Raw genomic sequence first — 14,359 nt, 5'->3', positions numbered from 1 at the left:
TTGTCTGGAGTATAAGCAAAGGCGACACCCAACTCTTTGACCGCTTTTTTCAGACATCTGAATTCTGATGCACAAGCTCCTGAAAAAGAGATTTGTTACTAATACTGCTCATGTTATTGACTGTGCTTAACTTGAGGAGCAACAAATGGATTTAAAACTGACTGGAAAAGTGGCTCTGGTAACTGGAGCCCATACCGGAATTGGTTTCAGCATTTGTGAAGAATTGGCCGTGAATGGTGTGCATTTAGTCATGGTGGCCAGACGAGAACCTGAGCTGATTCTTGCTGCGAAAAAAATTTCAGAGAAATACGGTGTTTCGGTGCTGCCTATTGCCGGGGATGTGACTGATCCCAAACTACCTTCTTTAGTGGTTGAACAAGCGGAAAAAGTTTTTCAGCGTATTGATTTACTGGTGAACAATGCCGGAAGAGCCCATGCGGGCACGCTGTTAACCACTTCGGAAGAAGACTGGCAGATAATGACTGAGACCAAATTCTCCGCCATGCGACGTTTTTGTAAGGTAATCATCCCCGGGATGCAGAGACGAAACTGGGGGCGTATTGTCAATATCTCATCCATTGGCGGTATCTACCCTAATCCGCAACTTACCGTCTCACACGCACTGAGCGCCGCTATCAACAACCTGACCCGTAGTTTAGCACTTAGCGTGGCTCCGGATGGCATTCTGGTCAATGCGATCGGAGTGGGTGCTGTCGCGACGGATAACTGGGCGCAGAACATGCTACCGAATGTTCGCAATCGTCGTCCTGAACTGGCTGACAGAACAGACGAAGAGGTAATGGCATTACTGGGTAAAGAGAAAACGCCTGTGGGCCGCTTTGGACTTCCTGAAGATATTGCTGCAATTGCTACGTTCCTACTTTCTGGGAGGAATCAGTTTGTTACTGGACAGACAATTGAAGCATCAGGCGGAGCAGACAGATTTATGTAATGTCTTCCATTCAACTTAAATAATGTTTGAGAATTGAATTAGTTTAACCTGATATTTGTTCTTCTTTTCAATCACTGCGAAATATGAGGCCGGATATGGGGGACTGAAACGCTAAGAAGCCCCCGTATCAATATAATCCAAATATTATAACGTAATAGATCCCGCACCATGAAATTAATTTCACTGGAAAATTCATGGTATTTTTTTAAAAAATAGAAATAGAGGAAAACCACTATGTCAAAGAAACAAACACTATCAAATACAAACTATAGTTCGCCTGACTGGCTGACTATCCGTGAAGCAGTCGAAGTGATAAATAAAAAAGGACTGGAAATTAAAAAAAAGTGATATTTACAGGCATGCATTACATGGCAGCATTCATCTCTCTATTTACTTTCAGTCGCCAATTACATTACGAAAAATACAGAGATCGAGCTACAAAGTAAGGCTCAGACCATGTGATATGTCATCAATAAATCGTTTATGCCTTCTTGACAAAAAAGCGTTTATTGAAGGACATAATTTTATTGTTAGCACTACTGGCAAATATATCATTCCCACAGAGAGAGTGATTGACACTCTATTGATTGGATATGAATATGTTCTAGTACAAAAATTACTTTCCCAATCTCTTAAAATACCATTGCCTGTAACAGGAGCTATTGATTTTAATCATGGCATAACAGTTAGCTTACAAGGAGAACCATTTCAACTATTCGATAAAATGACATGGGAAGAAAGAATAACACAAAAAATTATGCAACTCCCTAAAAACATTTCACCATATGTACATAAAGAGATATTCTCAAAGAGGATAAATAATTACCTGGGGAAAGAGTATTTCCCGGCTCATATTTTACCTCGGGATGCCTGGTTTGTTATTCGACATGCTGAACTTGATAAAGTCATTGAAATCATAACCAATAGCAGAGTGCCCCCATTATCTGCAACGCGAATATCAACACCACTATCTCGTTTTTTCTGGCTGGCCTGTAAAAACAATGAAGTCATCCGTCCATTAATTAGTAAACCGTACAAACTACTATCTATTTTCGAACAATGGGCATCTGACGAAGGCATTACCGACAGGCTCAGTGGTGATACGTTAAAAACTGCACTCGTACGCGGTTCCCCCACATCAATGTCGGATTGACGCAAGTGAATTTTACCAAACCCAAATGTCCGTATTAAGGACTCTAAAATCAGTAATACGGACATAATTAGTTTTTTTGGCTCTTTTTTCCTTGTCACCTCAAGGGATATTATATTTCTGCATTACGGCTATAAATACATATCATCAATTAACAAGCATTAGAAATGTAAAAACAAAACAGTACTTAATTGCTCACAACCCCACACATACATAAAAGCCACTCCTTATTCAAGGAGGATTTAGCCGACCTGCATAGGTTCGATCGAATCCAAAACGTGCAAAATAGATTAACCTTAATTTATCCAACCATTAAATACACACATGAGTTCGTAGACTAGCCCCTTGAATATCCAGACACTTTGACTCGCTTAATAAGTGATAGTCTTAATGCTAGTTTTTGACTAGTCATAGAGTTGAGGATGATCGACGTTTTAGGCCCTGAGCGCCGCAGACGACGTACCCCGCAGGAAAAAATGGCTATCGTTCAGCAGAGCTTCGAGCCAGGTATGACTGTGTCGATGGTTGCCCGTCAACACGGTGTTGCTGCAAGTCAGTTGTTCCTCTGGCGTAAGCAATATCAGGACGGCAGTCTTACCGCTGTCACTTCCGGTGAACAGGTTGTTCCCGCGTCGGAACTGGCCGCAGCCATGAAGCAGATCAAAGAGCTTCAGCGTATGTTGGGTAAGAAAACGATGGAAGTTGAGTTACTGCGTGAAGCCGTAGATATTGGCCGGCAAAAAAAGTGGATAGCGCACGTACCCTTGTTACCTGAGGGTGGCGAATAAGCTTCGTCAGTCGCTGTTTGCGGGTCTCACGTGCGCAGCTTCATGCGATAACCCACCGCCCGGCTGACTGGCAGGATCGCCGACGCAAGCGTCAGCCCGACGATACGGAAGCACTGAACCGTATCCATGCTGTTATCGGTGAAGTTCCGACCTACGGCTACCGGCGGGTATGGGCGTTGTTGCGCAGACAGTCGGAAAATGAAGGCATCGCAGTTATTAACGCCAAACGAGTCTATCGGATCATGCGTCAGCATGCGTTATTACTTGAGCACAGGTCCGCACTGGCAGTATCAAACCGGGCGCACACGGGCAAGGTAGCGGTAAAAGAAAGTAATCGACGTTGGTGTTCCGACGGGTTCGAGTTCCGTTGCGACAATGGAGAGAAACTGCGGGTTACCTTTGCACTGGACTGCTGCGATCGTGAAGCGCTGCACTGGATGGCGAGTACCGGAGGGTACGACAGCGCGACGGTACAAGATGTGATGCTGGGTGCGGTGGAGCGTCGCTTCGGAAACCGGCTACCGCCGACCCCGGTTGAATGGCTGACAGATAATGGCTCGGCCTATCGGGCTCACGAAACACGCCGGTTCGCAAAGATGGTGGGTCTGGAGCCGAAAACAACAGCAGTGCGCAGCCCGGAAAGTAACGGTATGGCCGAGAGCTTCGTAAAAACGATGAAGCGGGACTACATCAGCATCATGCCAAAACCGGATGGGCTGACAGCAGCGAGGTACCTTGCGGTGGCGTTCGAACACTATAACGAATGGCATCCGCACAGTGCGCTGGGGTACCGTTCACCGCGTGAATATCTGCGGCGTCGGACCAGTAATGGGTTAAGTGATAAATGGTGTATGGAAATATAGGGGCCAATCCAGTTCGTAATTATATTCCAATTAATGAATCCAAAATTTACTCTCCAATACATTACACATGCAAAAACACGAAAACATACATTGCGCAGAAAGACTTAGATTCATTTACAATGAAATAAATGAGTGATTTCATTTCGTTCAACAAATCTATAACTGAGGTACTAAGGCCATGATTACTAGATGAACCCGTCCATAATTCAGATAGTTACTAAAGATTTAAAAAATCATCCTTATGATACGAGTAATTACCCTGCTCCCTAGAAGACTTGCTTTTAATATTTACGGCATTTTTTCTATACCGGTGCGGTGGGACATTATACCTTTTCCGAAATGCCCTGGTTAATGATTGCTGAGAGTCAAAGCCAAATCGCATCGCGATGTTTATCAAAGGTTCATTTGTTGTGATAACAGCCTCTAAAATAAGACATAATTTTTTCTCTCTGATAAAACCTCCCAGGCTCCGCCCTGTTTCAGAAAAAAACAGTCTCTGCAAATGCCATTTTGAATATCCGGACCTGATAGCCACATCATCAATTTTTAGTGGCATCTCTATATTTTTGTTTATCCAGATAATTAAGTCATTTACAAAATCTTTTCTGTTTTTCATAACCGAAACCTTAGAATTACTCTACTAGAAATACGTTTTCATCAGGCATATAGTTCAAGAGCTGACAATCCCTAAGTTCTGCATAAATCCTCAATAGAAACCATACTTTTTATTATGGTGTGATGGATATACTCGCAGACAGTCCAGCCACCAATTCAACTCCCTCCGGCAATCTGTCAATATGAATCCGAACCGGGATACGCTGCGCGAGCCGCACCCAGCTAAAGGTTGGCTCGACATTAGGCAGGCCAAGCCCCCCGGTCTCGTCATTGTTATCATCTATTCCGCGTCCGATACTCTCAACATGACCCGTGATCACCGGCTTAAATCCCATCAGCGTAATGTGTGCAGTATTTCCCGTGCGGATATGTTGCAACTTAGTCTCTTCAAAATAGCCAACCACCCAAAAACTATTGGCATCAATGATGGAAACTTTAGTTTCTCCAGCTGTGGCATAGTCACCAGGGCGAAGCCGCAAATGTGTGACATAGCCCGTAACCGGAGACCGAACAATAGCATGCGATAAGTTAAGCTCTGCAAGGTCCAGCGCAGCCAGTGCACCGTGGTAATTAGCCGCAGCGACGCTGGCTGCGCTGGCTGTTTGTTGTAAATCCTCGCTGGAAATCACCCCTTTAATCTGAGAGCGTCGCCTCGCCGCATCCTGGCGCATCAGCATTTCATGACGTTTCGCCTCAACATCAGCCTGGGCGCTGACCACTGCCAACCTCAACCAGTGCGGGTCAATGGAATAGAGAACATCGCCCCGATTAACCCACTGATTATCGCGGACGGCCACATTCAGAACCGGTCCAGAGACATCCGGCGCAATCTGGACCACATCCGCACGAACCCGACCATCGCGGGTCCAGGGGGTTTGCACATAATGTTTCCAGAGAATAAAAGCCAAAAGCGTAGCAACCGCCACAGCGCTGAGCGTCAGCAAATAGCGGCCCAGTAGAGAAAGTAACGATTTCATTTTAAAAACCCCAGTTCGGTCAGTCCCTGCAACAACAGGTAAAAAGTAATAATAAAGATGGAAAAATCGATCATCGGGCGAAACGGCAAGCGACGGTAACCCTTGCTTAGCGAGAAAAGCTGCACGAGTAATAGCGTACAGGTGAGCGCGACGAGGGAAATTAACAGTAGACCGGGTACAAAAACGCCCTCAATATTGAAATCATTGATCATCGGCAGGCTCCATTTCCTGAGTGCTTAATGCGCAGTACAGATCAACCAGTTGATTAACATGATGCCGCGATAGTTCATCTGCTACGGACAGGCTACGCTCAGTCAGGCTGACAATCCGTTCAAGTAAGGTGTTAATATCCGTCGGGTGTGTAAGACAAGTGAGAACCTCTTTTATTTCTTTGTCTGCATGCGCATCCCATCGGCGTAATCGCATTACACACAGGCCTATACGCAGGGTGTGCAAAAGATGATTCAATGCCTGTTCTGATGACTGTCCGCTGCGCGGCAAACGCGGCAGTACCAACGCAGCCCGATCGATCATCAGGTTGATCCAGAGAGTTTCATCAGTATTCAACACACCTTTCACGCTGCGGTTAATATCGCGCTGGCATAATTTAAGCAGGCGTTTTATTGCCGCATCTGCCTGCACAGTCTGCAGAAAGCCCATGCTGAATACCGCAAAGCCAGTTGCAGAAAATAATGCGATAGAGGTATTCACCGCCACGGCAAAATCCCCGCTGTAATGAGCACCCAGCTCGCACAAAATAGGCAGCGTCAGTGTGATCCCCATCGCCATAAACGTGGTGGGCGGCCTTGCCTGGAGCGATCCGGCAAGCAGATATACCGGAGCTAGAACCACTACCAGCACGATAAAATCACTGACTTGCGGTAGGAGAACGAAGCTGTAGATCAGGCTTATCACAACTCCCCAGAGGGAACCAATGATGTATTTCACAATATGCGGGGCAGGCGTATCGAAGCTGCCAAACAGTGTGCAACAAACGCCAAGGATAGATACTGCCGTACCGCCATCAGGCCATGCCGAGAAAATCCACACCATGCAGCCGCTCAAAATGATGGTGAAAGCGCCCAATGCGGTGCGGGCAGCACTAAGAGGATCGCGGTGGAATACATACCCTTTCACGGTATTCATTTCTGAGTGCGCAGGCATCTGATTCGCGTGATGAATGGCATCCGAAAGACGATAGCACTGCTGCACGAGGACAATGGCCTCTGTCAGGTAGCGCATAAAACTTACATGCAGTGCTTCTACAAACGTTAACTCATGTACGACATAGCGCTGCAGTAATTTTTCACTGCGTTTTTTGAGCGCTTCCCCCTCGCTTTTAAATTTTCCTTCATCTTTGCAGGCCAGCCAGACCTCAACATCATCCATTAAAATTTGCACATCGACAGGTATCTTCGCTATCAGCGCTAAACGGTCACGTAACTCACAGTTAACAATGACTAATCGCGCAAGCCTGTCATGAAGCCTTTTTCTCGCTTGCCGGACCGGTACAGAGAACGCAAAATCATAAGGGATATGATGGCTGATGCCCTGCAGGAACTGCAATGCCAGTGCCATATGCAGCGGCGAGGAAACAGGATCGGGTTTGCCTATTAAAGTCTCTGCGATACGCTGTCGCGCCGCGAGCAGCGTCTGCGATAATTTACTGTTGAACTGGCCTGAGATGCGCGCGGGCAATACATAGCGATGAATAAGTGTCGCGCAGAAGATACCGATCATGATTTCCTGTACACGAGTGATAGCGATGTTAAAAATCGCGCCAGGATCGGATACAGCAGGGAAGCCAATCAGACTCGCAGTGTAACCAGCAAGGACAAAACCATAGGCCCGGGGCGTACGTTCCAGCAAGGACAAATAGAGGCAGAATGTAATCCAGCCTGCCAGTATCACGCTGCAAAATACGGGGGAATTCACGAACGTGGGTACAATTAATACCGTCATGCCAGCGCCAATTACCGTTCCCACCAGACGATACAAACTTCTGCTTAGCGATGCTCCGACGGAGGTTTGGGAAACAATATATACGGTGATAATTGCCCAGGAAGGCCGCTCCAGGCCAATTGATAATGCAATATAGTATGCGAGCATCGCAGCGGTAAAACTCTTCGCCGAATAGAGCAGAGCGTTCGCATCATTCAGTAGTGAAGGAGAAGCCATACCGCGAAGACGATGGCATATCGTGTGTAAAAAATGAAAGTAACTCGCGTTAATTTTTTTCATGCCGGAAATTATTACCGGCTTGCATATCCACTTAAATACTCTATTCTGTCAAAAAATACCTAAATGTTGCCAATCTATGTTACCCCCACTCGCCAATACGCTGTTCGATCCGGATACCACCTCCTGCCCCGCAGTCGCGCGTCATTTGGATTTTGTCGATTACGCGGCCGAAGTGCCTGTGCATACGCACCGCAAAGGGCAATTGATTATTGCCCTCTATGGAGCGGTCATTTGTCGCGCCGAAAATGATATCTGGATCGTGCCGCCTGATTGTGCCGTCTGGATCCCCGGGGGAGTGCCGCACAGCGCAAAAGCTACCTGGAATGCGCATCTCAACTATCTTTTTATCGAGCCTGGAGCCGCCGCGCTGCCGGAGCGATGCTGCACTCTGGCCATTTCTGGTCTGATCAAAGAACTCATTGCCCGTTTAACCCACGAGGGCGTCGGATACCCACCAGAAAGCCATCTCGCCAGACTGACCAGAGTAACACTTGATGAATTAGCCACCATGCCTCAGCAGAAACTGAGCCTCCCTGTGTCGTCGCATCCTAAAATCCGCGCCATGGCCGATGCTCTGGTCAGTCAACCTGACGACCGAAGCACATTCAAAACATGGGCAAAAAGACTGGCGCTTAGCGAGCGTTCTCTCGCGCGTTTAATGCTGCGCGAAACCGGGTTGACGTTCGGACGCTGGCGTCAGCAACTGCAACTGATAATTGCTCTCCGGGAACTGGCTAGCGGCGTTTCGGTTCAGAATGTTGCAGCTAATCTGGGGTATGAATCGGTCAATGCGTTTATCACCATGTTCAAAAAAACCATGGGCAGTACACCCGCACACTATTTTGCCGAACGGAAAACAAGCGCACACTTAACCGATATATAGCGACATCAGGTTATCCAGGAAACCAGAGGTGCGTCATAGAGCCGTACGCAGCATCCCGACGTATCCGTCTCCCTGTGCGGGGTACCACACCACAGAATCTTTACCGCATGGAACCTCCAGCCAGGACTTTATTGCCTCAGCCTCCTTAACGATAACAAGAATCAAAGTACGGTATTATATCTGTTGGATCGGTCTATACATGATCGGGAAGCACAATCAATTCAGCATTGTGTTAAGGAAGTAGTTGAGCATATATGTTTCGACCACATGACCTGCTCCCCGTTGATTAGTACACCCCGATGTTAGTAATGTCTTCATAAGCCACATGAGGACATCCCCATGAAGAAGCGTTTTTCCGACGAACAGATCATCAGTATTCTCCGCGAAGCCGAAGCTGGGGTACCCGCCCGTGAACTCTGCCGCAAGCATGCCATTTCCGATGCCACGTTTTACACCTGGCGTAAGAAGTATGGCGGTATGGAGGTGCCTGAAGTCGCTTGAGGAAGAGAACGCCAGACTCAAGAAGCTGCTTGCCGAAGCCATGCTGGATAAAGAGGCGCTTCAGGTGGCTCTTGGGCGAAAGTACTGACGACAGACCAGAAGCGGGAAGCCGTGATGCTGATGTGTGATGCGACCGGTCTGTCGCAACGTCGTGCCTGCAGGCTTACAGGTTTATCCCTGTCGACCTGCCGCTATGAGGCTCACCGTCCGGCTGCTGATGCGCATTTATCAGGGCGCATCACTGAGCTGGTACTGGAGCGCAGGCGTTTTGGCTACCGTCGTATTTGGCAGTTGCTGCGCCGTGAAGGGCTTCATGTTAATCATAAGCGCGTGTACCGGCTTTATCACCTCAGTGGCCTGGGCGTAAAACGCAGAAGACGTCGTAAAGGCCTGGCAACAGAACGTCTGCCGCTGCTCCGTCCGGCGGCGCCCAATCTGACCTGGTCGATGGATTTCGTCATGGACGCACTTTCCACCGGTCGCAGGATCAAGTGTCTTACCTGCGTCGATGATTTCACAAAGGAATGCCTGACGGTCACTGTTGCCTTTGGGATTTCAGGCGTTCAGGTCTCGCGTATTCTGGACAGCATTGCACTGTTTCGAGGCTATCCGGCGACGATAAGAACTGACCAGGGGCCGGAGTTCACTTGCCGTGCACTGGATCAATGGGCCTTTGAGCATGGTGTTGAGTTGCGCTTAATCCAGCCGGGCAAGCCAACGCAGAACGGATTTATTGAGAGCTTTAACGGACGATTTCGCGATGAATGCCTGAATGAGCACTGGTTCAGCGATATCGTTCACGCAAGGAAAATCATTAATGACTGGCGGCAGGATTATAACGAGTGTCGTCCACATTCAGCACTGAATTATCAGACGCCATCAGAGTTTGCAGCACGGTGGCGAAATGGAAAATGTGAAGGTAAACAAACCGACCTTACTAACTGACGGTTGTATCTAACTCTGGGGGCAGGTCAAAGCGTATCAATCATGATGTCATACCAAGGCTCTTTGACCAGAATGACCCATGCACAAAAAGTTGGTCATTCTGGTGGTCTTGACAAGCCCAATTTTAGGTTTAGCTTACCAATCAGCCAGTTAATGGCTAAGGCGATCCCAGTCAGAGGCGCCAAATTTAAGAAGCCTGCTTTCGAGCAGGCTTTTTGCTTTTTTGCATCGCTGACGTTAACTCAGCATCGCATCCAGCCTGGCAAGCACCTCGTTGACAACGACGCCAGGTATGCGTTCCAGACGCTTGCCTTTCCCTACCGCCTTCCTACGCCCCGCGTGTCCTCCGTGAGCGCACCCCAGCTCAGCCTGAAAAAGCGCCTGCCAGTAGGATGAATTCACTATCATTTGCGGGTGAGATAGCGTGGATTATCCACTCTGTCTAACGTTATACCCGGAGGCACCATGAACCTCAGACAACAGCAACAGCAGGCGTTCGATCGCAGCGGAGAACCTCTTATCGTCGGCAACGTCAGCCACTGCCCGCTGCCGCCGGAGACCCTCGCCGCACTGGGCCCCGATTCCCCCTATGTGGTGCAGGTATACGGCTCAGGCCTGACCGGCGAGGTTTATCGTCTGCGCATCGCCGGCAAGGAGTACAATTTAAAGAAACGTCGCGCCGTCGCCGGCGTTGCCAACCTCAACGGCCAGCTGTCGTTTTTAAATGAGGTACAGCGTCGGCAGGCATTGCAACAGCTGAAGGATGACCCGGTCACCGCGCCGCGCTTCACCCACATCGTCCCAACGCTGTATGCCGATTATCGCCTCGGCATCCTGCTCTCCCCCTGGATCGATGGCGAGCCGATACACCAGTTGACCCCGCCGCTGATCGCCCAGCTATTTACTACTCTGGAAGCCTGCGAAGAACAGGGGCTGATGGAGTGGGATCTCTGTAGCGGGAATCTGCTGGTGGACCGGCAGGAGCAGTTATGGCTGTTCGATTTTGGCTATATGTATCCCTTCGACCCGCTGAGAGAATTCAACAGCAATGGTCTGGCCGACCCGCTGTTCCACTTTGTCGAACGTTTTGAGACTCGCTTCTTTTTTAGCTGGCTGATGACCCGGATCCCTGACGCCGAACAGCAGCTGGCGCAATATCGCGAGATGAAGCGGCTGGCGGTCGAAAGCTACCGCCGGAAGCTGGTCTGGCTTCGCGCCCGGCGCGCTGACCCGCTGGTGCTGGCTCACTTTCAGCAGTTGACGGCGCGCTGGGAGTCGGCGCTGGCGGACCCTGCCGCGCTGAGCCGGCTGTTTGCCGTAGAGGCCTTTCGCTCACATGTGCTGGATATTGAAGACGACCTGCATGGTCAGTCCTGTACCTTACTCACCCTGCAACGCATTGACTGGGTGATAAACCAGCTGGAACAGCATTATCGCTTTATCGCCGACGAAGGCGGCCTGTTTTACGATAACGAAGGGAAATCGCAGCAGGCGCTGCTCAGCAGCTATGCGCAGAAGCGGCAGCAGGCGCAGCAGTACCTGTTGAAGGCCACCGCCGCGAAGGATTAACGGCGCTCGCGTCCCTGCTTCTGCTTCGCCTGGTACATCAGGCGGTCAGCGGTGGCCACCAGCGCGTTGAGACTGGGATGGCTGGCGGGATCGTATTCGACGCAGCCCCAGGAGAACGCCAGCTGCCAGGGATTGGCCGCCTGCTGGTTGAAACGCGCCACGTTGTGGCTGAGCGTCTCCATCGCCGTCGCGGCATCGTGGCGGCTGGTATTGGCGAACAGAATGATAAATTCGTCCCCCCCCTGCCTCGCGAGGATATCGGACTCGCGGAAGGCCGCTTTCATCAAGTCGGCGATGGCGATCAGCGCGCGATCGCCCTCTTCATGCCCCCAGGTATCATTGATGTGCTTGAAGCGATCGAGGTCGACAAACGCCAGGCTCACCGGCTCATGGCGGCGCTGGGCCGTCAGCAGGGCATACTCTGCCAGGGTGAGGAATCCCCGGCGATTAAACAGTCCCGTCAGCTCATCCGAGGTTGCCGCATCCAGCACCTTGAACTCATCCTCCACGATCGCCGCCAGATCGCTTAAGATCTGCATTTCATGGGCGGAAAACGATCGCGGCTGGTGATCCATCAGGCAGAACGACCCGATGGTCGCGCCATCCGGCAGTTGCACCGGATACCCGGCGTAAAAGCGGATAAACGGCGCCTCAATGACCAGCGGGTTATCGTGAAAGCGCTCGTCCTGCTGCATGTCGTTGACGATAAGCGGGTCGGTTTGCAGAATGGTATGGGCGCAAAATGAAATATCTCTCGGCACCGTGTCCACATCGAGACCGGCACAGGACTTGATATGCAGGAGATCTTCCCCCACCAGACTGATGGACGCCACCGGCAGGTTATACAGCGAACGGGCAAGCCTGGTCAGGCGATCGAAGCGTTCTTCTTTTCCGCTATTCAACAGCCCGGAAGAGCGTAGCGATTGCAGGCGACGCTGCTCGTCGGGATGAAGTCCGGCTAATTTCATTGTCTCTCACTTGTCTCTTGCGCAGAATTCCGCCGGGTTTCCGCAGAGAAACCCGGCGTTTTATCCTGCGAGGGGAAAATAGTCGTCAGGTACCCCATGAGTTAAGCAGATTTCCTCTGCACGTCAACCGGCGCGCCCCAGGCGACTGGCGCCCAGGGCGCTGGCGGAATGCCATTAACGGCACTCTGCCCGGCAAAGAGGGCAGATCAGGCGCGGATAAACGCCAGCAGATCGGCGTTGATGGTATCGGCGTGGGAGGTGTGCATCCCGTGCGGGAAGCCAGGATAAATTTTCAGCTGGCTGTTCGGCAGCAGCTTGTCCTGCAGGATGGCCGCATTTTTATAGGGGACCACCTGGTCGTCATCTCCCTGCATCACCAGCACCGGCAAAGTGATCGACTTAAGGTCTTCCGTCTGGTCGGTCTCTGAAAACGCCTTAATGCCTTCATAATGGGCTTTAGCGCTGCCGATCATCCCCTGTCGCCACCAGTTCTGGATCGTCCCCTGGGATATCTCTGCTCCATCACGATTGAAGCCATAGAACGGGCCAGAGGCGACGTCGAGATAGAACTGGGCGCGGTTCGCCGCCAGCGCTTTGCGGAAACCGTCAAACACCTCGATCGGCGTCCCGCCCGGATTCTGCTCGGTTTTCACCATTAGCGGCGGGACGGCGCTAATTAACACCGCCTTCGCCACCCGCCCCTGCGGCTGGCCGTAGCGGGCGACGTAGCGGGCGACCTGGCCGCCGCCAGTGGAGTGCCCGACGTGGACCGCATTGTGCAGATCCAGATGTTCCACCACCGCCGAAACGTCCGCCGCGTAATGGTCCATATCGTGCCCCTCGCTAACCTGATCGGAGCGGCCATGACCCCGACGATCGATAGCGATGACCCGGAACCCTTCGGCAAGGAAAAATAACATCTGGTTATCCCAGTCGTCAGCGCTTAACGGCCAGCCGTGATGAAAGACAATCGGCTGAGCTTCCTTTGGTCCCCAGTCTTTAAAGTAAATGTTGACGCCGTCTTGGGTGGTGACAAATGCCATATTACAGACTCCTCTTTCAGGATAACCAGCCTGCAGGCCCGTGCCTGGGCTGAACGCCGACGGCGGCCGGCAGGAGTGCCGACCGCACAGGAATGTGATGCCTGTAACAGTGTAGAAGATATTTAACGCCGGGCGGGACAACTTACCCTGTCTCGCTTGATTCGCCGATCCTGGACCAGACCGCGTCTGGTATCAGGCCGCACTCTCCTGCTGGCGGATCCGCACCATCAGCGCGCCGAGCAGCGCCCAGTCAAGCAGCACGGCGAAGGCAAAGCAGACGCCATGGCGTCCTCCTCCCGCAGTATGCCAGGTCAGCAGCGTCGCCGCGATGGCGATAGCTACGCTCAGCACCGTGGCGCCGCTGACCCGCATCCCCGGCAGCGCCGTCCTACCCGCCGCAATGCGCCAGGCGACAGCCGCTCCCACCCCACCGCACGCCACGCCCGGCAGCAGTGCCGGCCAGTCCTGCCCGCCATACCAGGCCACCAGCGCCAGCAGCCAGCCGGCCGCTGACAGCAGAAAGGCCCAGCGCGTCGCCGCCAGGTGTGAGCGATAAAGCCAGGATTGTCCGCGTGTGAATCCCCACCCGACGCTAAAGGCCGCAATCAGCGCCGTCAGCAGACTCAGCGTGCCGGTCACCCCGATAACCGGGGGCATGATTAACAGCAAGGCCCCGGCGGCGATGACCACGCTAAGGGCGATAGCGCGGCCGCGGGGGTCGATCGTTGCCGCGGCTTCCGCGGCGGTGTAGCGGCTTACAACGTGCATAGTTGACTCCTGACAGGCGAAGCTGCATGAATTTAATTCATGTCATTGTCTTTACATGCCCGTAGCCTATCGCCACAATATCGCTTTACACAAACG

12 protein-coding genes and 2 pseudogenes are annotated in these 14,359 nt (G+C 51.3%); 7 read left to right on the top strand and 7 right to left on the bottom strand.

From position 1 onward, the window contains the following. The first annotated feature begins 145 nt into the window (after positions 1-145). The 3 genes and pseudogenes from AB1E37_RS08445 (at position 146) to AB1E37_RS08435 (ending at position 3,753) form a co-directional block, all read left to right on the top strand. Positions 146-952, top strand: a complete 807-nt coding sequence (locus AB1E37_RS08445) for an SDR family NAD(P)-dependent oxidoreductase (protein ID WP_016530710.1) — start codon at positions 146-148, stop codon at positions 950-952. A gap of 463 nt (positions 953-1,415) precedes the next feature. Next, positions 1,416-2,105, top strand: a complete 690-nt coding sequence (locus AB1E37_RS08440; protein ID WP_285286909.1) for a hypothetical protein — start codon at positions 1,416-1,418, stop codon at positions 2,103-2,105. A gap of 419 nt (positions 2,106-2,524) precedes the next feature. Beyond that, positions 2,525-3,753 (top strand): annotated as a pseudogene (locus AB1E37_RS08435) (IS3 family transposase). Between the two features lie 217 nt (positions 3,754-3,970). Here the strand turns inward: AB1E37_RS08435 and AB1E37_RS08430 are convergent. The 4 genes from AB1E37_RS08430 to AB1E37_RS08415 all read right to left on the bottom strand — a co-directional run bounded on the left by AB1E37_RS08430 (position 3,971) and on the right by AB1E37_RS08415 (position 7,586). Beyond that, positions 3,971-4,369: a helix-turn-helix domain-containing protein gene (locus AB1E37_RS08430; RefSeq protein ID WP_004899290.1), complete on the bottom strand. Its 399-nt coding sequence runs from the start codon at positions 4,367-4,369 to the stop codon at positions 3,971-3,973. A gap of 112 nt (positions 4,370-4,481) precedes the next feature. Next, positions 4,482-5,345, bottom strand: coding sequence for an HlyD family secretion protein (locus tag AB1E37_RS08425; RefSeq protein WP_004899294.1), 864 nt, complete (start codon positions 5,343-5,345; stop codon positions 4,482-4,484). Further along, a complete protein-coding gene (locus AB1E37_RS08420; RefSeq protein ID WP_004899298.1) occupies positions 5,342-5,557 on the bottom strand; it encodes a DUF1656 domain-containing protein in 216 nt (71 codons plus the stop codon). Before AB1E37_RS08420 ends, AB1E37_RS08425 begins: the two co-directional genes overlap by 4 nt. Beyond that, positions 5,547-7,586, bottom strand: coding sequence for an FUSC family protein (locus AB1E37_RS08415; protein WP_004899304.1), 2,040 nt, complete (start codon positions 7,584-7,586; stop codon positions 5,547-5,549). Before AB1E37_RS08415 ends, AB1E37_RS08420 begins: the two co-directional genes overlap by 11 nt. Before the next feature lie 76 nt (positions 7,587-7,662). Here AB1E37_RS08415 and AB1E37_RS08410 point away from each other — a divergent pair, with 76 nt between their 5' ends. The 4 genes and pseudogenes from AB1E37_RS08410 to AB1E37_RS08395 all read left to right on the top strand — a co-directional run bounded on the left by AB1E37_RS08410 (position 7,663) and on the right by AB1E37_RS08395 (position 11,484). Then, a complete protein-coding gene (locus AB1E37_RS08410; RefSeq protein WP_004899307.1) occupies positions 7,663-8,469 on the top strand; it encodes a helix-turn-helix domain-containing protein in 807 nt (268 codons plus the stop codon). Positions 8,470-8,808: 339 nt separating this feature from the next. Then, positions 8,809-9,915: pseudogene (locus AB1E37_RS08405) on the top strand (IS3 family transposase). A gap of 72 nt (positions 9,916-9,987) precedes the next feature. Further along, positions 9,988-10,311: a hypothetical protein gene (locus tag AB1E37_RS08400; RefSeq protein WP_169550263.1), complete on the top strand. Its 324-nt coding sequence runs from the start codon at positions 9,988-9,990 to the stop codon at positions 10,309-10,311. A 69-nt stretch (positions 10,312-10,380) separates the two neighbouring features. Further along, entirely contained in the window at positions 10,381-11,484 is a 1,104-nt protein-coding gene (locus AB1E37_RS08395; RefSeq protein WP_029497607.1) for an AarF/UbiB family protein, read from the top strand. Here the strand turns inward: AB1E37_RS08395 and AB1E37_RS08390 are convergent. From AB1E37_RS08390 to AB1E37_RS08380, 3 genes are all read right to left on the bottom strand, one after another. Then, positions 11,481-12,452: a sensor domain-containing diguanylate cyclase gene (locus tag AB1E37_RS08390; protein ID WP_032447709.1), complete on the bottom strand. Its 972-nt coding sequence runs from the start codon at positions 12,450-12,452 to the stop codon at positions 11,481-11,483. The two genes, AB1E37_RS08395 and AB1E37_RS08390, sit on opposite strands and share 4 nt — an antisense overlap. Before the next feature lie 206 nt (positions 12,453-12,658). Then, positions 12,659-13,495 (bottom strand): alpha/beta fold hydrolase, encoded by an 837-nt coding sequence (locus AB1E37_RS08385; protein ID WP_004180471.1) that lies wholly within the window; start codon positions 13,493-13,495, stop codon positions 12,659-12,661. A 192-nt stretch (positions 13,496-13,687) separates the two neighbouring features. After that, the gene (locus tag AB1E37_RS08380; protein ID WP_032447711.1) at positions 13,688-14,263 is read right to left on the bottom strand and encodes a hypothetical protein; all 576 of its coding nucleotides are present in this window, start codon (positions 14,261-14,263) and stop codon (positions 13,688-13,690) included. Positions 14,264-14,359 lie beyond the last annotated feature (96 nt).

It is taken from the genome of Klebsiella sp. Shm-1 (genome assembly GCF_040804525.1).
Classification (GTDB): Bacteria; Pseudomonadota; Gammaproteobacteria; order Enterobacterales; family Enterobacteriaceae; genus Klebsiella; species Klebsiella pneumoniae.
This window is presented reverse-complemented; position numbering and strand designations above follow the sequence as displayed.